Source organism: Burkholderia sp. Ac-20353 (assembly GCF_017104785.1).
Classification (GTDB): domain Bacteria; phylum Pseudomonadota; class Gammaproteobacteria; order Burkholderiales; family Burkholderiaceae; genus Burkholderia.
Genome location: NZ_JAAGPL010000148.1, coordinates 1 through 21,247 on the forward strand (window position 1 = coordinate 1; position 21,247 = coordinate 21,247).

23 protein-coding genes, 2 tRNA genes and 1 pseudogene are annotated in these 21,247 nt (G+C 68.6%); 8 read left to right on the forward strand and 18 right to left on the reverse strand.

Going from position 1 to position 21,247, the window contains the following annotated elements; all coding sequences use genetic code 11:
- The coding region (locus G3N94_RS29675; RefSeq protein WP_205796449.1) for a helix-turn-helix transcriptional regulator at positions 1–305 on the reverse strand (305 nt) is incomplete at its 3' end.
- Between the two features lie 185 nt (positions 306–490).
- On the opposite strand from G3N94_RS29675, the gene G3N94_RS29680 reads away from it, so the two are divergent.
- Both G3N94_RS29680 and G3N94_RS29685 read left to right on the forward strand, forming a co-directional pair.
- Positions 491–631, forward strand: coding sequence for a hypothetical protein (locus G3N94_RS29680; RefSeq protein WP_205796451.1), 141 nt, complete (start codon positions 491–493; stop codon positions 629–631).
- A 147-nt stretch (positions 632–778) separates the two neighbouring features.
- Positions 779–1,291 (forward strand): acyl-CoA thioesterase, encoded by a 513-nt coding sequence (locus tag G3N94_RS29685; protein WP_205796453.1) that lies wholly within the window; start codon positions 779–781, stop codon positions 1,289–1,291.
- 18 nt (positions 1,292–1,309) lie between these two features.
- Here G3N94_RS29685 and fumC read toward each other — a convergent pair whose 3' ends face one another.
- The 3 genes from fumC to G3N94_RS29700 form a co-directional block, all read right to left on the reverse strand.
- Positions 1,310–2,704 carry a class II fumarate hydratase gene (gene fumC, locus G3N94_RS29690; RefSeq protein ID WP_205796455.1) on the reverse strand — a complete coding sequence of 465 codons (1,395 nt, stop codon included), beginning with the start codon at positions 2,702–2,704 and terminating at the stop codon, positions 1,310–1,312.
- Positions 2,705–2,854: 150 nt separating this feature from the next.
- Complete coding sequence (norM, locus tag G3N94_RS29695; protein ID WP_205796457.1) at positions 2,855–4,252, reverse strand: multidrug efflux MATE transporter NorM; 1,398 nt, start codon at positions 4,250–4,252, stop codon at positions 2,855–2,857.
- A gap of 145 nt (positions 4,253–4,397) precedes the next feature.
- Positions 4,398–4,616 (reverse strand): RNA-binding S4 domain-containing protein, encoded by a 219-nt coding sequence (locus G3N94_RS29700; protein ID WP_205796459.1) that lies wholly within the window; start codon positions 4,614–4,616, stop codon positions 4,398–4,400.
- Between the two features lie 318 nt (positions 4,617–4,934).
- Between G3N94_RS29700 and G3N94_RS29705 the strand changes: the two genes are divergently transcribed.
- Positions 4,935–5,399 (forward strand): hypothetical protein, encoded by a 465-nt coding sequence (locus tag G3N94_RS29705; RefSeq protein WP_205796461.1) that lies wholly within the window; start codon positions 4,935–4,937, stop codon positions 5,397–5,399.
- Between the two features lie 195 nt (positions 5,400–5,594).
- On the opposite strand, the gene G3N94_RS29710 is transcribed toward G3N94_RS29705, so the two are convergent.
- The 8 genes from G3N94_RS29710 to fdxA form a co-directional block, all read right to left on the reverse strand.
- A complete protein-coding gene (locus tag G3N94_RS29710) occupies positions 5,595–6,371 on the reverse strand; it encodes a DUF4088 family protein (RefSeq protein WP_205796462.1) in 777 nt (258 codons plus the stop codon).
- A gap of 226 nt (positions 6,372–6,597) precedes the next feature.
- The gene (locus tag G3N94_RS29715) at positions 6,598–6,939 is read right to left on the reverse strand and encodes an AzlD domain-containing protein (protein WP_205796464.1); all 342 of its coding nucleotides are present in this window, start codon (positions 6,937–6,939) and stop codon (positions 6,598–6,600) included.
- Complete coding sequence (locus tag G3N94_RS29720) at positions 6,936–7,688, reverse strand: AzlC family ABC transporter permease (protein WP_241022140.1); 753 nt, start codon at positions 7,686–7,688, stop codon at positions 6,936–6,938. The genes G3N94_RS29715 and G3N94_RS29720 overlap by 4 nt, the downstream gene beginning before the upstream one ends.
- 90 nt (positions 7,689–7,778) lie before the next feature.
- A complete protein-coding gene (locus G3N94_RS29725; protein ID WP_205796468.1) occupies positions 7,779–8,681 on the reverse strand; it encodes an AraC family transcriptional regulator in 903 nt (300 codons plus the stop codon).
- Positions 8,682–8,736: 55 nt separating this feature from the next.
- Entirely contained in the window at positions 8,737–9,222 is a 486-nt protein-coding gene (locus tag G3N94_RS29730) for a CreA family protein (RefSeq protein ID WP_124599079.1), read from the reverse strand.
- A gap of 145 nt (positions 9,223–9,367) precedes the next feature.
- Positions 9,368–9,443: transfer RNA gene (locus G3N94_RS29735), tRNA-Asn, on the reverse strand.
- Between the two features lie 70 nt (positions 9,444–9,513).
- Positions 9,514–9,589 (reverse strand) — tRNA-Asn (locus G3N94_RS29740).
- A gap of 105 nt (positions 9,590–9,694) precedes the next feature.
- Positions 9,695–10,018 (reverse strand): ferredoxin FdxA, encoded by a 324-nt coding sequence (gene fdxA, locus G3N94_RS29745; protein ID WP_009688972.1) that lies wholly within the window; start codon positions 10,016–10,018, stop codon positions 9,695–9,697.
- Positions 10,019–10,297: 279 nt separating this feature from the next.
- On the opposite strand from fdxA, the gene pncB reads away from it, so the two are divergent.
- From pncB to rmuC, 5 genes are all read left to right on the forward strand, one after another.
- The gene (gene pncB / locus G3N94_RS29750; protein ID WP_205796470.1) at positions 10,298–11,497 is read left to right on the forward strand and encodes a nicotinate phosphoribosyltransferase; all 1,200 of its coding nucleotides are present in this window, start codon (positions 10,298–10,300) and stop codon (positions 11,495–11,497) included.
- A gap of 88 nt (positions 11,498–11,585) precedes the next feature.
- Positions 11,586–12,248, forward strand: a complete 663-nt coding sequence (locus tag G3N94_RS29755; RefSeq protein ID WP_205796472.1) for a lactate utilization protein C — start codon at positions 11,586–11,588, stop codon at positions 12,246–12,248.
- A gap of 53 nt (positions 12,249–12,301) precedes the next feature.
- Positions 12,302–13,732 (forward strand): sodium:proton antiporter, encoded by a 1,431-nt coding sequence (locus G3N94_RS29760; RefSeq protein WP_205796474.1) that lies wholly within the window; start codon positions 12,302–12,304, stop codon positions 13,730–13,732.
- 79 nt (positions 13,733–13,811) lie between these two features.
- Positions 13,812–14,801, forward strand: coding sequence for a D-glycerate dehydrogenase (locus tag G3N94_RS29765; RefSeq protein ID WP_205796476.1), 990 nt, complete (start codon positions 13,812–13,814; stop codon positions 14,799–14,801).
- Positions 14,798–16,285, forward strand: coding sequence for a DNA recombination protein RmuC (gene rmuC, locus G3N94_RS29770; protein WP_205796478.1), 1,488 nt, complete (start codon positions 14,798–14,800; stop codon positions 16,283–16,285). The genes G3N94_RS29765 and rmuC overlap by 4 nt, the downstream gene beginning before the upstream one ends.
- Before the next feature lie 88 nt (positions 16,286–16,373).
- Here rmuC and G3N94_RS29775 read toward each other — a convergent pair whose 3' ends face one another.
- The 6 genes and pseudogenes from G3N94_RS29775 to G3N94_RS29800 all read right to left on the reverse strand — a co-directional run.
- Positions 16,374–16,865: a GNAT family N-acetyltransferase gene (locus tag G3N94_RS29775; RefSeq protein ID WP_205796480.1), complete on the reverse strand. Its 492-nt coding sequence runs from the start codon at positions 16,863–16,865 to the stop codon at positions 16,374–16,376.
- Complete coding sequence (locus G3N94_RS29780; protein ID WP_006476519.1) at positions 16,862–17,137, reverse strand: hypothetical protein; 276 nt, start codon at positions 17,135–17,137, stop codon at positions 16,862–16,864. The genes G3N94_RS29775 and G3N94_RS29780 overlap by 4 nt, the downstream gene beginning before the upstream one ends.
- A 39-nt stretch (positions 17,138–17,176) precedes the next feature.
- Complete coding sequence (glp, locus tag G3N94_RS29785) at positions 17,177–18,475, reverse strand: gephyrin-like molybdotransferase Glp (RefSeq protein ID WP_205796482.1); 1,299 nt, start codon at positions 18,473–18,475, stop codon at positions 17,177–17,179.
- Between the two features lie 124 nt (positions 18,476–18,599).
- Positions 18,600–19,217 (reverse strand): molybdenum cofactor guanylyltransferase MobA, encoded by a 618-nt coding sequence (mobA, locus tag G3N94_RS29790; RefSeq protein WP_205796484.1) that lies wholly within the window; start codon positions 19,215–19,217, stop codon positions 18,600–18,602.
- Between the two features lie 12 nt (positions 19,218–19,229).
- Complete coding sequence (gene moaA / locus G3N94_RS29795) at positions 19,230–20,342, reverse strand: GTP 3',8-cyclase MoaA (protein WP_205796486.1); 1,113 nt, start codon at positions 20,340–20,342, stop codon at positions 19,230–19,232.
- Between the two features lie 138 nt (positions 20,343–20,480).
- Positions 20,481–21,247, reverse strand: a pseudogene (locus G3N94_RS29800) (ribonuclease E/G); the annotation flags it as partial.

The window sequence follows — 21,247 nt, forward strand, 5'->3', positions numbered from 1 at the left end:
TGGTTGGGCGCGGCCGCGCGGGCGACGTTCGCGAGCGCCTCGAGCGACGCGGCGATATCGGCGGACGCGATCCGGTAATAGCGGTGGCGGCCGCGCACGTCGAGCTCGAGCAGCCCGCCATCGGTCAGCCGCGCGAGGTGCGCGCTCGCGGCGGACGGCGACAGCCCGGCGATCAGCGTCAGCTCGCCGGCAGGACGGGCGCTGCCGTCCATCAGCACCCACAGCATCGCGGCCCGCCCGGGATCGGCGATCAGCGCGCCGATGCGGCTCAGGCCCGGAAAATGATGGTCGTCGTGATCGGTCATCGTGGCGTCCCTGCGAGGAAATGGAAGGGGATATCGCGTAGTTTAGGCGCTTGCTTCATTCGATATTTCACGACCTGCTGAAATGTCGATTGCAGGGCCGGCGCGCAGGATGAGGTGGGGCAGGGCGCGCGTAGAATGAGCGGATGCGGCGGCAGTGGGGCCGCCGCACGCAACACGATGCGACGATGAAGACGATTTTCGGCATGTTGGCGGTCGCGCTCGTCTGCGCGGCCTGTGCGCAGGGCGGTGCGGGTTCCGCCGGTGAGCGCGGCAGCAGTATCGAGATGTACGGCGTGATCGACCAGGGCGTCACGGTGCGGCGCTGAAGGGCGGCCGTCCGTGCACCCGGCGCGCCAGGCACGCCGTGGCCCGGGAACGCCGCCTGCACCTGGCGCCGCCGCGCTGCGACGCGTTGTCGCAGCGCAACGTATAATGCCCCGATCGCAGCGCCCCCGCCGCCTGGAGCCCACAAGATGTCCCCCATGTCCCCCGCACCCGCGACCCTCGATCGCACCGAAACCGTCTTCCGCTTTCTCGCCGAGCCGTCGTCCGTGAACTTCGGCGGCAAGGTGCATGGCGGCGCGCTGATGAAATGGATCGACGAGGTCGCGTACGCGTGCGCGGCGGTCTGGTCGAGCCGCTACTGCGTGACGGTCAGCGTCGGCAACATCCGCTTCCAGCGCCCGATCCTGGTTGGAAATCTCGTCGAGCTGAAGGCGCGCGTCGTCGCGACGGGGCGCACCAGCATGCACATCCACGTGTCCGTGCACGCCGGCGATCCGAAAGGCGGCGTGCTGCGCCAGACGACCGACTGCCTCGTCGTGTTCGTCGCGGTCGACGAGAACGGCAACCCGGTGCCGGTGCCGCCGTTCGTGCCGGAAACCGACGAGCAGAAGATGCTCGCGAAATACGCGATGGACGTGCGCGCCGCGCTCGACAAGATCGTCGAGATGAAGCCGGAAGAGGTCGCGAAGGGCACGATCTGACGCGGCGCGCTTGACCGGTCAGCGCGACCCGATCATCTGCTCCGGCCGCACCCACGCATCGAATTCCGCCTCGGTCAGATAGCCGAGCGCGAGCGCGGCGGCCTTCAGCGTCGTGCCTTCCTTGTGCGCCTTCTTCGCGATCTGCGCGGCCTTGTCGTAGCCGATGTGCGGATTGAGCGCCGTCACGAGCATCAGCGATTCGTTCAGCAGCAGGTCGATGCGCGCGCGGTTCGGCTCGATGCCCGCGGCGCAATGGTCGTTGAAGCTCTGCGCGCCGTCGGCGAGCAGCCGCACCGACTGCAGCACGTTGTGCGCGATCATCGGCCGGAACACGTTCAGCTCGAAATTGCCGCTCGCGCCGCCGACGTTCACCGCGACGTCGTTGCCGAACACCTGGCAGCACAGCATCGTCACGGCCTCGGACTGCGTCGGATTCACCTTGCCCGGCATGATCGAGCTGCCCGGCTCGTTCTCGGGAATCGACAGCTCGCCGAGCCCGCAGCGTGGCCCGCTCGCGAGCCAGCGGACGTCGTTGGCAATCTTCATCAGGCTGGCCGCGACGGTCTTCAGCGCGCCATGCGCGAACACCAGCGCGTCGGCGGCTGCCATCACCTCGAACTTGCTCGGCGCGGTCACGAACGGCAGCTTCGTCAGGCGGCCGATTTCGTCGGCGACGCGCGCCGCGAATTCCGGATGTGCGTTCAGCCCGGTGCCGACCGCGGTGCCGCCGAGCGCGAGCTCGTACAGGTGCGGCAGCGCCGATTCGACGTGCCGGATGCCCTGGTCGAGCTGCGCGACGTAGCCCGAGAATTCCTGGCCGAGCGTGAGCGGGGTCGCGTCCTGCAGGTGCGTGCGGCCGATCTTCACGATGTCGGCGAACGCCTTCGATTTCGCGTCGAGCGTCGCGCGCAGCGTGCGCAGCGCCGGCAGCAGGTGGTTGACGATCGCGTATGCGGCCGCGACGTGCATCGCAGTCGGGAACACGTCGTTCGACGACTGGCCGCGGTTCACGTCATCGTTCGGATGCACCTTGCGCGCTTCGCCGCGTTCGCCGCCCATCAGCTCGCTCGCACGGTTCGCGATCACCTCGTTGAGGTTCATGTTGGTCTGCGTGCCGGAGCCGGTCTGCCAGACCGCGAGCGGGAATTCGCGTGGATGCTGGCCCGCGATGATCTCGTCGGCCGCCGCGATGATCGCGCTGGCCTTGTCGTCGGCCAGCACGCCGAGCGACTGGTTCACGGCCGCCGCCGCGCGCTTGACGGTCGCGAGCGCGTGGATCAGTTCCGGCGACTGCTTCTCGGTCGAGATCCGGAAGTTCTGCAGCGAGCGCTCGGTCTGCGCGCCCCAGAGCCGGGCGGCCGGCACGGCGATCTCGCCGAACGTGTCGCGTTCCATCCGAACTGCTTCGTTCATGATGCACTCCTCCTTGAAAGGGGAAAGGCCGCGCGGGGCGCGGCGTCGGGCGTATCCGGGCGTATCGTGAAGCAGTTGCGCCGCTTGTGCGCGGCGGCGTCTTCAACGCAAGAAGCATAGCGCCGACGGCCGGTTTGCGCCGTCAGGCGCTCAGTGGCTCAAGTGGCGCTCGGTGGTGAGCGATGCGCTCTTCAGGTGGAAGCGCCACGCCAGCAGCGCGGCGACGCTCGCAAGGCCCGTCGCGAGGCCCCACCACAGGCCGCGTGCGCCGAGGCCCGCATGGAACGCGAGCCAGTAGCCGGTCGGAAAGCCGATCCCCCAGTAACCGAAGGTGGCGGCCAGCATCGGGATGCGCGTGTCCCTCAGGCCACGCAGCGCGCCGGACGCGACCGTCTGCATCCCGTCGACGATCTGGAACACCGCGGCGATCCCGAGCAGCGACGCGGCGAGCGACACGGTGCGGGCGTTCGAGGGATCGTCGAGGTGCAGGTAGAGGCTGACGATCGTATGCGGCGCGACGATCATCACGAGCCCCGACAGCGACATGAACGCGACGCCGAGCCCGAGCGCGACGAAACCCGCGTGCCGCGCGGCGACGGGCGCGCCCGCACCGACCCAGTACCCGACCCGGACATTGGCCGCCTGGCCGATCGCGAGCGGCACCATGAACGACACCGACGCGACGTTCAGCGCGATCTGGTGCGCGGCGAGCGACGTCGCGCCGAGCACGCCGACCGTGAGGCCGGTCGCGAGGAACAGCGTCGATTCGACCCCGTACGTGATCGCGACGGGCCAGCCGATGCCGATCAGCTCGCCCATCACGGGCAGCTTCGGACGCGACACGGTCACGAAATGCTTGAAGCGCCGGCGGCCGTGCAGCAGCCAGACGAGCGCGAGCGCGGAGAGCCAGATCGTGATCGTCGTCGCGACCGCGGAACCGAGAAAGCCGAGCCGCGGCAGCCCGAACGCGCCGTGAATCAGCCCGTAGTTCAATACCGCGTTCACGCCGATGCCGCCCAGCGACACCCACAGGAGCCGCCGCGCGGCGCCGATCGCCGGCAGGAACGAGCGCATCAGGCCGACGCCGATCAGGCTGCCGAGCGCGGCGAAGCGCAGGATGCCCGTGTATTCGCCGACGTTACGCGCAAGCGCCGGCGGCTCGTGGAACATCAGCAGGATCGGCTCGGACAGCGACAGCGCGACGATGGCCGGGATCGCGAGCAGTACCGCCAGCGCGAAGCCCGTCCAGTAGATATGCGGCACCCGGTGGTCGGCCTTTGCGCCGCGCGCGTGCGCGACGCTGACGCTGATCGACGACAGCACGCCCTGCAGCACCGTGACGATCACGAAGAAGAAGTTCGCGCCGAGCCCGCCCGCGGCGAGCGAGTCGGGGCCGAGCGAGCCGAGCAGCACCGTGTCGGTGACGCTCATCGCCATCTGCGACAGCTGGGCGATCGCGAGCGGCGCGGCGAGGCGCGCGGTATCGGCGGCATGGCTGGACAGGGACGGCGGCGCGGCGGCCGTCCGCGTAAGACCGGAATGAGACATGGAATGAACGCTCGCGCGTAGGCGGGCCCGTGCTGTGTTTATTTTGAGAGACAGCTAGCTTACGGGTTTATTCATACCCTGTCGAACGGGTTGCGGATGGCCCTGTCGCGGACAGGGGCGCATCGAGGCCGCCAGGGACGCGGCGCTACGCGCCGTGTATCGCGATGCGCGTGTCGCCGAGCAGCACGACCTGGCCTGCGCGGATCTTGCAGGTCTTGCGGAGTTCGACCGCGCCGTCGACTTTTACGGCGCCGGACGCGACGATCACTTTCGCGGAACCGCCGCTGTCGGCGAGGCCGGTGATCTTCAGGAGGTTGTGCAACTCGACGAATTCGCCGGTCAGCGTGAAATCCAGATTGGGCATGACGAAGAAAGCGCACACGGCGCGGGATGAATCGCCCCGCATCATACGGCACCCGGGGGCGCTGCGCGAGCGCGGCGGCGGGGCGCGTCGCCTGGCGGAAGCGGGCGATTCCAGCGCGGTCCGGAATGTACCAGCGCGAGATGTTAGCGAGTGTTAGTCATTCGTCAGCAAATGAAACGGTGGGTAACAGTCTGCGAGATCGGCGAACCCGCGACGCGACGGCCGGGTCTCTAGCCGTACCTGCCGCATGTTGCGGCGGGTGACGCGACGGGCCGCATCGATGCGGGCCGCGCCAACAACTTCTTGAGGAGGATTGTCATGTCCAAGATTCGTACGATGCTGATCGGTGCCGCCATCACGGCGTTCGCGACCTCGGCTGCATTCGCGCAGACGGGTGCTGGCGCGCAGGGTTCCGCAGGCGCAGGCGTGCAGGTGCAGGCGCCGGCCGCCGGCGTCGGTGCAGGCGCTCAGGGCGCGGCCGGCGCGAATGCGTCGGGCAGCGGCCTCGGCAATGCCGTCGGCGGTGTCGGTGATGCAGCGGGCAAGACGGTGGGTGGCGCGACCGGCGCAGTCGGCGCGGCAGCCGACGAGGCCAAGGACACCGCATCGTCGACCGTCCATTCGGCGAAGAAGCACGTGAAGCACGCCGCGAAGTCGGTGAAGGGCCATGCCGGCGCCGCGAAGGCGAAGGCCGACGACGCGGCCGAAGGTGGCGCGGGCGCCGAGGGTGGCGCGTCCGTTGGCGTGCAGGGCGGTGCGTCGGCAAAGGGCACCGCGGAGTAAGCGGCGTTCGTCCGCCGGCACGACGGTCGCCCCGGAAGGCGCGTCGTGACGGCGGCCGACTGGCAGCCAATCCGCAGCCAACCTGCCGCTAATCGGCAACTAATCGGCAACTAATCGGCAACTAATCGGCAGCCAACCCGCGGCCCGGTTCGCTTCGCGCGGACCGGGCCGTGCTTCATTCCGGCCGGCGTACCGTCACGGCCGGCGCTGTTCCTGCGCCTGGCCTTGCGCGGTCCGCGCGGAGGCCGGCGCAAACACGCTGCGCAGCCACGCGGCGAGGCGCGCGAATACGTCGTACGGTTCCTCGACGAAGATCTCCGGTTTCAGGAGCCGCAGGTATTCCATGATCTGCTGCGCTTCCTGCTTCTGGAACGAGCCGTGCGCGAGTCCGAGCCGCAACAGCCCGCGCAGTTCGCCGAGCTTGTCGCGCGCGGCGCTGCCGACGCTCATCTCGCACGCGAGCTTCGCTTCGTAGATCCGTTGCCGCAGCGATTCCGCGAGCCGCCACGCGGGCGTCTGCATCTGTTCCTCGAGCACCTGGATGTCGAGCACCGCGCTCTTGATCTGCGCGGCGAGCGGGTCGACGAGGGCGGGGTCGCCCTGCGCCTCGGTGACGATCGCTTTCGCCCAGTCGCGGCAGGCCTTCGCGAGCTCGTCGGGCGTCCATTCCGAGCGCGATGCGAAGCCGAAGCCGAATTCGCTGGCCTGGCGCATCAGGATCGCGACGACGTCCGGGAATTCCTTGTCGAGCGTCCGCTTTGCCCATGCATACTGGCCGCCCTGCAGCATCCGCTGCACCGCGTGCTCGGTCAGCGGAACCATGTTGTCGAGCAGTTTCGCGCGCAGGAAATCCTCGAACGACGGCGTCGCGAATTGCGGGTCGAGTTTCAGCGACACGCGCACGAAAGCGTCGTAGTCCTTGCGCAGGGACGCGAGCGTGTCGTCCTTGAGGGAAAGGGTGATCTGGCCCATGAATCGTCTCGATGGCGGGGCGGCCTGCGCGTAACGGACGCCGACACTGCGCGCGGGTGCGGGCGCAGCGTCGACGGACCGGTTTGCGTCGGGGCCGATGGCGGGTCTTCAAGCGTTTATCGGCACGCGGGACGAAAACTTGAGCGGGCCGTGGCCGCGCGCGATGCTGGCGGCGGCGCGCGCACCGTCGATATGGGCCTGGGCCGGTTCCCGGCCGGCGCGCCGCTCAGCCCGGCAGCCAGCCGTGCGGCAGCACCGCGCCCTGCCAGATGAAGAACACCGCGAGCCCGGCGGCGATCGTCACGAGCGGCCGGCGCGTCGTCGCCGACACGAGCACCGCGGCGAGCGCGCCGACGAGCTGCGGATTGCGCCACGTGAGTTCGGCCGTCCCGCCGTGTGGCGACACGGTCATCGGCACGATGATCGCGGTCAGCACGGTGACGGGCACGAAGCCGAGCGCGGTACGCACGAGCGGCGGAAACGTCAGGCGTTCGCCGAACAGGAACAGCGTCGAGCGGATCGCGTACGTAATGACGGCCATGCCGAGGATCAGCAGCGCGTAGCTCACGATGCGGCCTCCGTGTGCGAGCCGGCGCGCGCGCGTTCCTGCAGCAGCGTGAGCGCGACGCCGACGACGACGCCCGCCGCGACCGCGCCGAGCAGGCCGAGCTTGTACGGCCAGCCCTGCCAATAATACGCGAGCGTGCCGGCCGTCACGGCGGCCGCAAAATAACGCAGCGTGCCGAGCTGCGGCACCACGATCGCGATGAAGGTCGCCGCCATCGCGAAATCGAGGCCGAGCGACTGGAGCCCCGGGAACGCCGCGCCGAACCACAGGCCGGCGATCGTCCAGATCTGCCAGTTCACGTACATCGCGAGCCCGCAGCCGAAGAAGTAGTGCGGGCCGACCGTGCCCGGCGGGAAGTGCCGATAGTGCGCGTACGCGACCGCGAACACCTCGTCGGTCAACAGCGCGCCGAGCGTTGCGCGCCAGCGCAGCGGCAGATGCGCGACGTACGGCGCGAGTGTCGCGCTGTACAGCAGGTGGCGCAGGTTGACGATCAACGTCGTCGCGAGCACGACCGCGAAGCCCGCGCCGCCCGCGATGAGCCCAAGCGCGATGAATTGCGCGGAACCCGCGAACACGGTCAGCGACATCAGCGCGCCGTGCCAGCTGACGAGCGGGCCGCCGCTGACGAGCGTGCCGTAGATCACGCCGAACGGTGCCGCGCCGACCAGCATCGGGATCGTGTCGCGCGCGCCGTCGAGCCACTCGTTCAGCGGCCGACGAGGGGATGAGGTTGGGGAATCGTTCAAGGTAGTGCCTCCATGCTCTGGAGGATAGTGGGCCGGCGCGGGGTCGGCTTGTACGTTCTTGCGCTGCGGGTGCATCAGCACATCAGCACGTTAGCGCGTCTGCCAGCGTCCTGGCGGCACGCCGAACATCCGTTTGAAATGTCGGGTGAAATGGCTCTGGTCGACGAAGCCGCTGTCCGCGGCGACGTCGGCGACGGCCACGCCCGCGCGCAACGGTGCGAGCGCCCGCTGCAGGCGCAGCTGGTTGCGCCACGCATGCGGCGGCATGCCGGTCGTGCGCGTGAAGAGGCGTGCCGCGTGGAATGGCGACAGGCCGGCTGCGCGCGCGACTTCGTCGAGCGTCACCGCGCGCGTCAGGTCCGCGGCGAGCTGCTCGCGCATCGCTTCGACGCGCGGTTCGTCCGCGACGAGCGGCGCCGGGCGCGGATGCGTATCGGCATGGCGCACGATCAGTGTCGAGAACGCGTCGAGCATGGCCGTTTCGGCCGCGAGCGGATCGTAGATGCGCGGCGCGGCAGCGCCGGCCTGATCGGCCGGCTGCTGCCCGTGTCCGTGCGACGTGGTCGCATGTTCGCTGCCGGCTTCCATCAGGCGGTGGGCGTGCGAGATCCGGGCCGCGAGATCGAGGTCGCGGATCACGTCCGGCGGAAACCAGGGGGCGTCCTGAGGGCGCCCGGCGATCGCGCTCGCGAGCGACCGGATGAAATCGACCGGCACGTAGCTGACCCGGTAGTGCCAGCCGTCGTCGGCCGCGCGCGAGCCGGTGTGGACTTCGCCGGGGTTGATCACGGGCACGGTGCCGGTCTCGGCGACGTAGCCGCTGCCGCGATACGTGTAGCGCTCGGCGCCCGCCTCGATGACGGGGATCGTGTACGCGTCGTGCCAGTGGGGCGCGAACGTGTGGTCGCGATAGGTGGCCGTGACGAGATCGGCGTCCGGCAGCAGCACGGTGCGCCAGTAGCGGACGGTATCTCGAAGGCGGGCGGCGGACATGGCGGGCGCGGGAGCGGGCGAACCGATAGTGTAGCCCTGCGAGAATCCGGCCCGCTTACTTGACGGGGATCGGCGTGGCGGCCGGGACGGGCACCGCGGTCACGCTGTTCTTCGGGCTGCCGCTGACGACCCGGTCGCTGTAGGTCAGGTAGACGAGCGTGTTGCGCTTCTTGTCGACGACCCGCACGACGTGCAGCGTCTTGAAGATGAACGACATCCGCTCGCTGAACACGTCGGTCTGCTGCTTGAGCGGCCCCGTGAAGCTGATCGGGCCGACCTGCCGGCACGCGATCGACGCTTCGCTCGGGTCTTCGGCGAGGCCGAGCGAGCCCTTGATCCCGCCGGTGCGCGCGCGCGACACGTAGCAGGTCACGCCCTGGACGAGCGGATCGTCGTATGCCTCGACGACCACGCGGTCGGAGCCCGTCACGCGGAAATTGGTGTTGACGCTGCCGACTTCCTCCGCGTGCGCGAGCGGCGCGGCGGCGAACGTTGCGACGAGAAGGGCGGAGGGCACGACGGCGGAGAGGCGAGTCTTCATCGGCAGAGGCTGAAGCTGAAGCGATTGCGGGACAGAGACTCTAGCATGCGCGCGGGACGCGCCATCGGCATCGGCATCGGCAATGGATTGGCAATGCAGCGCCGGAAAAACAAAAGGCCCGTCGAATGACGGGCCTTTCGCTATTTGGCTCCCCGACCTGGGCTCGAACCAGGGACCTACGGATTAACAGTCCGGCGCTCTACCGACTGAGCTATCGGGGAATAAATCGGTACATCTGCGTTTGCGTTACCAACAAAAAACCCGTCCACCTTCAACGGGCCTTTGCATTTTTGGCTCCCCGACCTGGGCTCGAACCAGGGACCTACGGATTAACAGTCCGGCGCTCTACCGACTGAGCTATCGGGGAACAAACAACAACAGCAGAGAAACGAGATTGTATGGAGTGTTGGTTAGTGTGTCAACACTTTTAACGCATCCCGCTCAAAATTCTTTTCGGGCGGGCGTCGGGCGATCAGCGCTCGAGCAGATGCAGCTTGTCCTGCACGTCCTTCCACTCGTCCGCGTCGGCCGGGGCCGGCTTGGTCTTCGTGATCGACGGCCAGTTTTTCGCCAGCTCGGCGTTCAGCGCGGTGAACTGCTGCTGGTCGCCCGGCACGTCTTCTTCCGCGTAGATCGCGTTGGTCGGGCATTCGGCCACGCACACGGCGCAGTCGATGCACTCGTCCGGATCGATCGCGAGGAAGTTGGGACCTTCACGGAAGCAATCCACCGGGCACACATCCACGCAATCCGTGTATTTGCACTTGATGCAGCCTTCGGTCACAACGTGAGTCATTAAAACGCTCCTGCTTGGCGGTATATATGGGGTGGCGTATGCGCCAAAAGCGGCATTGTAACTGATGCACAAAACCCGCATGACGTGGTCGGCTTTCCGGCTTATACCGTTTCGTGATTAGTTTATGGGGGGGGCGCCTAGCTGGGGGCGCCTCGCCGGGGCGCCGTGCAGCGCGGTGCGGTTTCGCGATGGTCCGGCCCGCATTCGGGTAACATGGCCGGCAGGCCGGGCGGCGCGCGGTGCGCCTCAGCCGGTCCTGATATTGGCGGTGCCGTCATCATGATCATCACTTCGCTGCTCGACACGGATCTCTACAAATTCACGATGATGCAGGTCGTCCTGCATCACTTCCCGGCCGCAAGCGTCGAATACCGTTTCAAGTGCCGCACGCCCGGCGTCGATCTCGTGCCGTACATCGACGAGATTCGCGACGAGGTACGCGGCCTGTGCGCGCTGCGCTTCACCGACGACGAACTCGACTACCTGCGCCGGATGCGCTTCATCAAGAGCGACTTCGTCGATTTCCTCGCGCTGTTCCACCTGAACGAGAAGTACATCTCGATCGCGCCGTCGCCGAAGGGCAACGGCGAGATCGACATCGAGATCCGCGGGCCGTGGCTGCACACGATCCTGTTCGAGATCCCGGTGCTCGCGATCGTCAACGAGGTCTATTTCCGCAACACGCAGCGCGAGCCCGATTACCTCGAAGGGCGAGAGCGGCTGTGCGAGAAAATCAAGCTGCTCGGCGCGAAGCCGGAATTCGCCGACTGCAAGATCGCCGACTACGGCACGCGCCGGCGCTTCTCGAAGGTGTGGCACGACGAGGTCGCGCTGACGCTGCGCGATGGCCTTGGCCCGCAGTTCGCCGGCACGAGCAACGTGCTGTACGCGATGAAGCACGGCATCACGCCGCTCGGCACGATGGCGCACGAATACCTGCAGGCATGCCAGGCGCTCGGCCCGCGGCTGCGCGACTCGCAGATCTACGGCCTCGAGATGTGGGCGAAGGAATACCGCGGCGACCTCGGCATCGCGCTGTCGGACGTCTACGGGATGGACGCGTTCCTGAACGACTTCGATATGTACTTCTGCAAGCTGTTCGACGGCGCGCGGCACGACTCGGGCGATCCGTTCGAGTGGGGCGAGCGGATGATCCGCCATTACGACGCGAACCGCTGCGACCCGCGCACCAAGGTGCTCGTGTTCTCCGACGCGCTCGACATCCCGAAGGTCATGCAGCTGTACGAACGGTTCCGCGGACGCTGCAAGCTCGCGTTCGGCGTCGGCACCAACCTGACCAACGACCTCGGCTACGTGCCGCTGCAGATCGTGATCAAGATGGTCCGCTGCAACGGCCAGCCGGTCGCAAAGCTGTCGGATTCGCCGGGCAAGAGCATGTGCGACGACAAGGCGTATCTCGCGTACCTGCGCCAGGTGTTCGGCATCGCGCAGCCGGTCGACGACAACGCGTCGCAATGAGCGTCGGCCGTTCGGCCGAAGGTGCGACGCGGGTGGGGCGGCCGGTATAATCCGACGGTATCGCACGCCAACGTCACGAGGACCGTTCATGGACACTTCCGCTGCCCGTCGCCAGATCCTCGCACGCATCCGCGCAGCGCAGCGTCGCGGGCCCGAACCGGACGCGGCGGAGCGCGAAGGTGTCGCCGACTACCTCGCCCGTCATCCGCAAGGCCCGCGTCCGCCGATGCCGGCCGACCTCGTCGCCGCGTTCATCGACGAGGCGACGAAGCTTGCGACGACCGTCGACGAAGTCGACTCGCTCGCCGCCGCGCCGGCCGCTGCCGCCCGCTACCTGTCCGCGCACGGCCTGCCGATGCAGGCCGTCGCGTGGCGCACGCTCGCCGATCTCGACTGGGCCGGCGCAGGCCTTGCCGTCGAATGCCGCAAGCCGGCCGATGGCGATCTCGTCGGCCTGACCGGCTGTTTTTGCGCGACGGCGGAAACCGGCTCGCTGGTTCTGCTGTCGGGTCCCGATACGTATGCGTCGGCCGGCCTGCTGCCGGAAACGCATATCGCGATCGTCCCTGCGTCGCGGATCGTCGCCGGCCAGGAAGACGCGTTCGCGCTGATTCGCGCGGAGCACGGCGAATTGCCGCGCGCGGTCAATTTCGTGTCCGGTCCGTCGCGCACGGGCGACATCGAGCAAACCATCGTGCTGGGCGCGCACGGCCCGTACCGCGTCCACGTGATCGTCGTACGGGGCGCGTGACGCGCCCCCGATCCACCGCAATTCATTCACCGCAATTCAAAAGGAAGTTCTGCATGAAACGACATGCCGCCTGGGCGGGCATGGCGTCAGGGGCTGCGCTTGGCGCGGCTCCCGCGCTCGCATCGGCCGCGACGCTTGACGGCGCCACGTTGTCCGCGCTCTGGGGCATCCCGTTCGCCGGGATCCTGCTGTCCATCGCGCTGTTCCCGCTCGTCGCGCCGGTGTTCTGGCATCACCATTTCGGCAAGATCGCGGCCGCGTGGGCGATCGCGTTCCTGGTCCCGTTCGCCGCGACGTTCGGTGCGGGCACCGCGTTCGGCACGCTCGTGCACGCGCTGCTCGACGAATACATCCCGTTCATCGTGCTGCTCACCGCGCTCTATACGGTCGCGGGCGGCATCTGCGTGAACGGCAACCTGCATGGCACGCCGAAGCTCAACACCGCGATCCTCGCGCTCGGCACGCTGCTCGCGAGCGTGATGGGCACGACCGGCGCGGCGATGCTGCTGATCCGGCCGCTCTTGCGCGCGAACGACAACCGCAAGCACGTCGTGCATGTCGTGATCTTCTTCATCTTCCTCGTCGCGAACGCGGGCGGTTCGCTGTCGCCGCTCGGCGATCCGCCGCTGTTCCTCGGCTTCCTGAACGGCGTGAGCTTTTTCTGGACGACGACGCATCTCGCGCTGCCGATGCTGTTCATCTGCGCGGTGCTGCTCACGGTGTTCTTCGCGCTCGACACGTATTTCTACCGGAAGGGCGGCGAGGAGCGGCCGGCCGTCGTCGATCCGACGCCCGACAACGACGCGCTGTCGATCGACGGCAAGGTCAACTTCGTGCTGCTCGCGGCGGTGGTCGGCCTCGTGCTGATCAGCGGGATCTGGAAGCCTGATGTGATGTTCGACGTGTGGGGCACGCACGTCGCGCTGCAGAACCTCGTGCGCGACGTCGCGCTCGTCGGTGTGACGTTCGCGTCGCTCGCGCTGACGCCGCGTTCCGCGCGCGAAGGCAACGCGTTCAACTGGGCGCCGATCGAGGAAGTCGCGAAGCTGTTCGCGGGGATCTTCGTGACGATCGCGCCGGTCATCGTGATCCTGCGCGCAGGCGCGGACGGCGCGTTCGCGCAGATCGTCCATCTCGTCACCGGCCCGGACGGCAAGCCGATCGACGCGATGTACTTCTGGGCGACGGGCCTGTTGTCGTCGTTCCTCGACAACGCGCCGACCTATCTCGTGTTCTTCAACCTCGCGGGCGGCGACGCGCAGTCGCTGATGACGACGGGCGCGACGACGCTCGCCGCGATTTCTGCGGGCGCGGTGTTCATGGGCGCAAACAGCTATATCGGCAACGCGCCGAACTTCATGGTGAAGGCGATCGCCGAATCGCGCGGCGTGAAGATGCCGAGCTTCTTCGCGTATCTCGGCTGGGCGCTCGTCGTACTAGTGCCCGTGTTCCTGCTCGCGACGTGGTTGTTCTTCACGGCGTAAGCTGACGGTTTTCAACAATGAGCGGGCAGCTCGTTGCGCGATGTGCGCGACGCGCTGCCGGCGACATGCGGAGATGGCGATGCAGAAGATCCTGGTCGCGCGTCCGATCTTCCCGGACGTGATCGAGCGGCTCAAGCAGTATTTCGAAGTCGACTGGAACAATGGTGACGCGCTCGCGCCCGACGTGCTCGCCGCGCGCCTGGCCGACAAGGACGGCGCGCTGACGGCCGGCGACCCGGTCGGCGCGGCCGAACTCGCGGCGGCGCCGCGCCTGCGCGCCGTGTCGAACATGGCGGTCGGCTACAACAACTTCGACATGGCCGCGTTCAATGCGGCGAACGTGCTCGGTACCAACACGCCCGACGTGCTGAACGAATCCACCGCCGATTTCGGCTGGGCGCTGATGATGGCGGCCGCGCGGCGCATCGCCGAATCCGAGCACTGGCTGCGTGCCGGCCACTGGCAGAAGTGGGCATACGACGGCTTCCTCGGCAGCGACATCTACGGTTCGACGCTGGGCGTCATCGGGATGGGCCGCATCGGCCAGGCGCTCGCGCGCCGCGCGAAGGGCTTCGGCATGCAGGTGATCTATCACAACCGGTCGCGCGTCGCGCCGGAGATCGAGGCGGAGCTGAATGCCGAATACGTATCGAAGGACGCGCTGCTCGCGCGTGCCGACCACGTCGTGCTGGTGCTGCCGTACACGAAGGAAAACCACCACACGATCGGCGCGGCCGAGCTTGCGCTGATGAAGCCCACCGCGACGCTGACCAACATCGCGCGCGGCGGGATCGTCGACGATGCGGCGCTGGCCGCCGCGCTGCGCGACGGGACGATCGCCGCTGCCGGGCTCGACGTATACGAAGGCGAGCCGAGCGTGCATCCGGCGCTGCTCGAGGTGCCGAACGTCGTGCTGACGCCGCATATCGCGAGCGCGACCGAAAAGACGCGCCGCGCGATGGCGAATCTCGCCGCCGACAACCTGATCGCCGCGCTGGGCGAGGGGCCGCGCGCGGGGCAGCCGCCGAATCCGATCAACCCTGACGTCATCGGGAAGCCGCGCGCATGACGATGACGTTGTTGTTGGCTGCCGTCGTCGTGCTGGCCATCGCGTTGGTGGTGGCGATCGTCGCGATCGTACGCGGCGGTGGCCGCCACGATGATGCGGCGGTGCTCGGCGACCAGATCGAGGATGCCGCGCACGCACAGGCGCGCGCGGTCGAGCGGCTCGAGCGCGAATTGCGTGGCGAGATCGTCGAGAACGCGCGCGGCTCGCGCACCGAGCTGGCCGGCAGTTTTTCGCAGCTGCAGCAGACGCTCGCCGCGCAGCTGACGAGCGTCGCGACCGTGCAGAACAACCAGATCGAAGGTTTCGCGCAGCAGCTCGGGAAGCTCGTCGCCGGCAACGCGCAGCAGTTCGACGCGATGCGCGAAAGCCTGCAGCGTCAGGCGCAGCAGGCGCGCGAAGAGCAGACCGCGGCGCTGCGGATGTTCGGCGACACGCTGAACCGGCAGCTCACGCAGCTCACCGAGGCGAACGATCGCCGTATCGGCGAGGTGCGCGCGACGCTCGAGCAGCGCCTGAAGGAAATCGAGACGAACAACGCGGTGAAGCTCGAGGAGATGCGGCGCACCGTCGACGAGAAGCTGCACGCGACGCTCGAGCAGCGGCTCGGCGAGTCGTTCAAGCTGGTGTCGGACCGGCTCGAGCAGGTGCATCGCGGGCTCGGCGAGATGCAGACGCTCGCGGCGGGAGTCGGCGACCTGAAGAAGGTGCTGACCAACGTGAAGACGCGCGGCACCTGGGGCGAGGTCCAGCTCGAGGCGCTGCTCGAGCAGATGCTGACACCCGACCAGTACGCGAAGAACGTCGCGACGGTGCCGAAGAGCAGCGAGCGCGTCGAGTTCGCGATCCGCCTGCCGGGACGCGAAGCCGGCATGCGCGACGCGCCGCCGGTCTGGTTGCCGATCGACGCGAAATTTCCGCGCGAGGATTACGAGCGGCTGATCGACGCGCAGGAGCGTGCCGACGCAGCGGCGGTCGAAGAGGCGGCGCGCGCACTCGAGTCGCGCGTGCGGGCGGAAGCGCGCACGATCGCCGAGAAGTATGTGGCCCCGCCGCATACGACCGATTTTGCGCTGCTGTTCCTGCCGACCGAGGGGCTGTATGCGGAGATCCTGCGCCGCCCGGGCCTGACCGACCTGCTGCAGCGCGATTACCGCGTGACGGTGGCGGGGCCGACGACGCTCACCGCGCTGCTGAACAGCCTGCAGATGGGTTTCCGCACGCTGGCGATCGAGAAGCGCTCGAGCGAGGTCTGGCAGGTGCTCGGCGCGGTGAAGACGGAATTCGGCAAGTTCGGCGACGTGCTCGCGCGCACGAAGTCGCAACTGGAAACGGTCACGCGTTCGATCGAGGCAGCCGAACAGCGCACGCGCGTGATGAACCGCAAGCTCAAGCAGGTCGAGGCGCTGCCGGGCGACACGGCGGCCGGTCTGCTGGGTGCGGATGGTGCGGACAGCGCAGACAGCGTTGAAACCGACGAAGCCTGACCGGCATCCTCGGCACAGGGCGGGCTGAAACGAAAACGGGCGCTGATCGCGCCCGTTTTCGTTTCCGGCAGCGTGCGTGCTGCCGCGATTACTGGATGGCCTTGGCGAGTGCGTCCAGCGCGTCGCCGGTCACGCGCACGATGCGCCAGTCCGGCAGCACGGTCGCGCCCATCTTTTCGTAGAAATCGATTGCCGGCTGGTTCCAGTCGAGCACCGACCATTCGAAGCGTGCGCAGCGGCGCTCGACGGCGAGGGCCGCGAGCCGCCGGAGCATCGCGGTGCCGAGGCCCGTGCCGCGCTGCGACGGCTGCACGTAGAGATCCTCGAGATACAGGCCGCGGCGGCCGAGAAACGTCGAATAGTTGTGGAAGAACAGCGCGTAGCCGACGAGCGCGCCGCCGCGTTCGGCGACGAGCGCCTCTGCGGCCGGGCGCGGGCTGAACAGCGCATCGGCGAGATCGTCGTCGGTCGCGACGAACAGGTGCGTGAGCTTCTCGAATTCGGCCAGTTCGCGCATCAGCGCGAGGATCGCGCCGACGTCGCGGGCTTCGGCCGCGCGGATCAGCGGCGTGCCGCTCATGCTTCCTCCGGCGGGTCGGACAGCACGATCTCGATGCCGCCGAAGCGCGATGCAACCCAGTTGTACGCGTGGCACGCGATCCACAGCAGCACGAAGCCGAGGATCGCGTTCAGCAGCAGCGCGCTCAGGATCGTGCTCAGTTCGACCATCCCGTAGCGGATGTACGCGACGAGGATGCCGAGCAGCACGATCGGCACGCTGAACGTCAGGTACACGAGGATCAGCGCCTTCGCGGTCTGTCCCGCGGCGATCGACGAAATTTGTTTTTTCATGTGCGGATTGCCCCCGTAGAGATTTACCAATAGTGGAATTCAGATCTGGCCGTCGAACGGCAGGATGTCGACCGGTGCACCGGCGTCGACCGCATCCGTGTCGTGGCCAAGGACGATGAAGCAGTTGGCGGCCGCGAGCCCGCTCAGCGACGCGGAACTCTGCGAGCCGGCCGGCGCGACGTGCCAGTGGCCGTCAGCAGCGCGCGTCGCGATCCCGCGCAGGTATTCGGCGCGGCCGGGACGCTTTTTCAGCGGCTGCGTGCTGAACGCGCGATACAGCGCGGGCGGCGGCGTGTGCGCGCCGGCCATCGCGAGCAGCGCAGGGCGGACGATCGCATGGAACGTCACCGCGGACGCGACCGGATTGCCGGGCAGGCCGAAGAACAGCGCGCCGCGCGCGCCGGCGGACGGCGGTGCCAGCGTGCCGCACGCGAGCGGCCGTCCGGGCCTGAGTGCGAGGCTCGCGAACGTGACGTCGCCGAGCCGCGCCATCACGTCGCGCGTGAAATCGGCCTCGCCGACCGATACGCCGCCCGATGTGATCACCGCATCGACCTGCGCGGCGACCGCGTCGCGCAACGCTGCTTCGAGCGCAGCCGGGTCGTCGCGGACGATGCCGAGATCGACCGGCTCGACATTCAGGCGTTCGAGCATCGCGACCAGCATCGCGCGATTGCTGTCGTACAGCGTGCCGCGGTCGAGCGGCGCGCCGGGCATACGCAGTTCGTCGCCGGTCGAGAACACGGCAACGCGCAGGCGGCGGCGCACCGCGACGTCGGCAATGCCGAACGACGCGAGCAGCCCGAGGTCTGCCGGGCGCAGGATCCGGCCCGCCGCGAGCGCGCACGCGCCAGCGGCGAGATCCTCGCCGGCCTTGCGGCAGTTCGCGCCGCGCGCGATGTCGTGCGCGGCGAAACGCATCGCGCCGTCCTGCACGGTCACGCGCTCCTGCGGAATCACCGTGTCGCATCCGGCAGGCAGCGGCGCGCCCGTCATGATGCGGATGCAACCTCGCGCGGGCACCGTGCCGTCGAACGGCCGGCCCGCAAAGGCCGCGCCTGCGATCGCGAGCGTCACTTCGCCGTCGGGCGACGCGTGCGCGCATTCATCGCCATTGAACGCGTAGCCGTCCATCGCCGAGTTGTCGTACGCGGGGATGTCGAACGGCGCAACGACGTCGGCCGCGAGCACGCGGTCGAGCGCGTCGCGCAGCGACACCGTGTCGCATGCGTCGACCGGCGTCGCGCAGCCGCACGCGAGCGCTTGCGCGTCGGCGAGCGACAACGGCGCAGGATCGTCGGCGGCGGGTCGGGAAGCAGGCGAGGAATGCGTGGTCATGAGTCGGACTGCGCCGCGAGGCTTATCGGGTTTGTGGCCGGGGTTCGTGGCCGGCAGGGCGAGGGTGGCGCATCAGCGCGGGGTCGCGTGCGGCAGGCGGCGCGCGGGAACGGGGCCGGTGCCGTCAGCGACGGGCGAGCGCGGCGAGTTCCTGCCAGGAGTTGGCATTGTAAAACGCACGCTCGTCATGAAACTCGACTTCGACCGTCTTGTGGCGTGCGTACCACGCACGGACCTTGCGGTCGCCGGCGTCGAGCCGTGCCGCGAGATCGTCGGCGAGCGCCGAGCGCAGCAGCGCGAACGTCGGCTGCGGCGAACGCTCCTGCTGCGCGTCGACGGTGACGGCCATCGCGATGTCCGCTTGCCGCTCGACGAGCGCGGCATGCAGCCGCGCGACCAGATCGTCGGGCAGGAACGGCGAATCGCACGGGGCGCAGACGACGAGCGGCGCGCGTGCGGCGCGCATGCCGGCGAGCAGGCCCGCGAGCGGGCCGGGGAAGTCGCGCGTCGCGTCCGCTACCACGCGTGCGCCGAATGGCGCGCCGAGTTCCGCATAGCGGTCCAGATGACGGTTCGCGCTGATCAGCGTCTCGTCGACCTGCGGCGTGAGCCGGCGCAGCACGTGCAGCGCGAGCGGCGTGCCGTCGAGCACCTGCAGGCCCTTGTCGGCGCCGTCCATGCGTGTCGCGCGACCGCCCGCAAGCAGCAGGCCGGCAATCGACGGGGAGGTGGGAGCGGGCATTGCGCGTCGGGCTCAGCCGCCGATATACGACATCTCGACGCGCTTGCCGGCGCCTTCGAGGGCCGCATCGGGCGTCGCGCTGCCGCGCAGCTGCGAATAGCGGTCGGTGCGGGCCTGCCAGATCCGCGCGATCGCGGTTGCAATTTCGGCATCGCTCGCGCCGCCGCGCACCAGCGCGCGCAGGTCGTGGCCGGCCGATGCGAACAGACACAGATACAGCTTGCCCTCGGTCGACAGGCGCGCCCGCGTGCAGTCGCCGCAGAACGCCTGCGTGACGCTCGAGATCACGCCGATCTCGCCGCTGCCGTCCGCATAACCCCAGCGCTGCGCGGTCTCGGCGGCCGTGTGGGCCTCGAGCGGGACGAGCGGGAAATGCTCGGCGATGCGCGCGACGACGTCGGCGGACGGCAGCACTTCGGTCATGTTCCAGCCGTTCGACGTGCCGACGTCCATGTATTCGATGAAACGCAGGACGACGCCCGTGCCGCGGAAGCGCGCCGCCATCGGCAGGATCTCGCTGTCGTTCGTGCCGCGCTTCACGACCATGTTGACCTTGACCGGCTCGAGGCCGACGGCCTGCGCGGCGAAGATGCCGTCGAGCACGTCGGCGCTCGCGAAATCGGCGTCGTTCATGCGCTTGAACAGCGCATCGTCGAGCGCGTCGAGGCTGACCGTCACACGTGTGAGGCCGGCGTCCTTCAGCGCGCGCGCCTTGCGGGCGAGCAGCGAGCCGTTGGTCGTCAGCGTGAGGTCGAGCGGGCGGCCGGCGTGCGTCGTCATGCGCGCGAGGCGCTCGATCAGGAATTCGAGGTTCTTGCGCAGCAGCGGCTCGCCGCCGGTGATCCGGATCTTCTCGACGCCGTGTGCGACGAACAGCCGCGCGATCCGCTCGATTTCCTCGAGCGTCAGCAGCGCGCTGTGGGGCAGGAACGGATAGTCCTTGTCAAAGACCGCGCGAGGCATGCAATACACGCAGCGGAAATTGCAGCGATCCGTCACCGAGATGCGCAGATCGCGCAGCGGCCGCGCGAGCGTGTCGTGCAACAGGCCGTCAGGGGTATGCGCGGCGCCGGAGATGTCCGGCATACCGCTGACGTCGGCGAGGGGAATGATGCGTCGGGACATGTTGAAAGAAGTGCGAGCCAGACCTCTATTCTAGCTGCAAGCGTCAGTCCGGGGCCGGGGCGGAAACCCGCAGCGCGGACGTGAAAAAGCCCGCCGGAGCGGGCTCCAGAGCGGGCTTTTTCGTGGCGGCGGACGCGATCAGTGATGCGTCGTTTCCACCTGCTGCATCGGCGTCGTGTCGACGGGCGGCAGCGCCTTGCGTTCGCGCTGTGCGCGGACCGCGCGCGGCAGCTGCGCGGCGGCGTCCTGGGCGGCGCGGAACTTGTCGGCGTCCGTGTTCACCCAGACGAGGCCGGCCTGGGCGAGCACCGACTCGAGGCTGGCCGCAGCCGGCGCCGTGGCGGCCGGTTGCACCTGCTCGACGACCACCGGTGCGGCTTCGGCGGCAGCGACCGGAGCCGGTTCGACAGGAGTCGATTCGACCAGAGCCGGTTCGACCGGAGCCGATTCCACCGGTGTCGATTCGGCAGCCGGTGCCGGCGCGGCTGCGACGGCTGCGACGGCCGGCGCGGCTTCGGCGACAGAAGCCGGTTGCGGGGCTTCGACAGGCGCCGCGGCTTGCGGTACTTCGAACGCGTCGGTCGGCGAAACGGCGACCGGGGCAGGGCCGGCTTCGACCTCGGCGACCGGTGCTGAAACGACCGTTTCGACCGTTTCAACCGTCTCGACCGGTTGCGCTGCAACCGCGGGCGCTGCCACGGCAACTGCCGGGGCTTCGTCGACGCGTGCCGCTGCCGGTTGTTCGTCGGCGGCGGCCGGCTGGGCCGGTTCGGCGTGCGCTGCGGCAGTCTCCGCGATGACAGCGCCAGCTGCCGCGACAGCAGCCACGGCCGCCGGTGCGGACGTGTGCGCCGGCTCGGCTTGTGCGACCGGTGCCGCGTGCGTCACCGGCTCTTCCGCCGGCT

Excerpts from the sequence above, each read along its gene's own strand:
- G3N94_RS29680 (WP_205796451.1), top strand. The coding sequence starts at position 491 with ATGAAGACGATTTTCGGCATGTTGGCGGTCGCGCTCGTCTGCGCGGCC.
- G3N94_RS29685 (WP_205796453.1), top strand. The coding sequence starts at position 779 with ATGTCCCCCATGTCCCCCGCACCCGCGACCCTCGATCGCACCGAAACC.
- fumC (WP_205796455.1), bottom strand. The coding sequence starts at position 2,704 with ATGAACGAAGCAGTTCGGATGGAACGCGACACGTTCGGCGAGATCGCC.
- norM (WP_205796457.1), bottom strand. The coding sequence starts at position 4,252 with ATGTCTCATTCCGGTCTTACGCGGACGGCCGCCGCGCCGCCGTCCCTG.
- G3N94_RS29700 (WP_205796459.1), bottom strand. The coding sequence starts at position 4,616 with ATGCCCAATCTGGATTTCACGCTGACCGGCGAATTCGTCGAGTTGCAC.
- G3N94_RS29705 (WP_205796461.1), top strand. The coding sequence starts at position 4,935 with ATGTCCAAGATTCGTACGATGCTGATCGGTGCCGCCATCACGGCGTTC.
- G3N94_RS29710 (WP_205796462.1), bottom strand. The coding sequence starts at position 6,371 with ATGGGCCAGATCACCCTTTCCCTCAAGGACGACACGCTCGCGTCCCTG.
- G3N94_RS29725 (WP_205796468.1), bottom strand. The coding sequence starts at position 8,681 with ATGTCCGCCGCCCGCCTTCGAGATACCGTCCGCTACTGGCGCACCGTG.
- G3N94_RS29730 (WP_124599079.1), bottom strand. The coding sequence starts at position 9,222 with ATGAAGACTCGCCTCTCCGCCGTCGTGCCCTCCGCCCTTCTCGTCGCA.
- fdxA (WP_009688972.1), bottom strand. The coding sequence starts at position 10,018 with ATGACTCACGTTGTGACCGAAGGCTGCATCAAGTGCAAATACACGGAT.
- pncB (WP_205796470.1), top strand. The coding sequence starts at position 10,298 with ATGATCATCACTTCGCTGCTCGACACGGATCTCTACAAATTCACGATG.
- G3N94_RS29755 (WP_205796472.1), top strand. The coding sequence starts at position 11,586 with ATGGACACTTCCGCTGCCCGTCGCCAGATCCTCGCACGCATCCGCGCA.
- G3N94_RS29760 (WP_205796474.1), top strand. The coding sequence starts at position 12,302 with ATGAAACGACATGCCGCCTGGGCGGGCATGGCGTCAGGGGCTGCGCTT.
- G3N94_RS29765 (WP_205796476.1), top strand. The coding sequence starts at position 13,812 with ATGCAGAAGATCCTGGTCGCGCGTCCGATCTTCCCGGACGTGATCGAG.
- rmuC (WP_205796478.1), top strand. The coding sequence starts at position 14,798 with ATGACGATGACGTTGTTGTTGGCTGCCGTCGTCGTGCTGGCCATCGCG.
- G3N94_RS29775 (WP_205796480.1), bottom strand. The coding sequence starts at position 16,865 with ATGAGCGGCACGCCGCTGATCCGCGCGGCCGAAGCCCGCGACGTCGGC.
- G3N94_RS29780 (WP_006476519.1), bottom strand. The coding sequence starts at position 17,137 with ATGAAAAAACAAATTTCGTCGATCGCCGCGGGACAGACCGCGAAGGCG.
- glp (WP_205796482.1), bottom strand. The coding sequence starts at position 18,475 with ATGACCACGCATTCCTCGCCTGCTTCCCGACCCGCCGCCGACGATCCT.
- mobA (WP_205796484.1), bottom strand. The coding sequence starts at position 19,217 with ATGCCCGCTCCCACCTCCCCGTCGATTGCCGGCCTGCTGCTTGCGGGC.
- moaA (WP_205796486.1), bottom strand. The coding sequence starts at position 20,342 with ATGTCCCGACGCATCATTCCCCTCGCCGACGTCAGCGGTATGCCGGAC.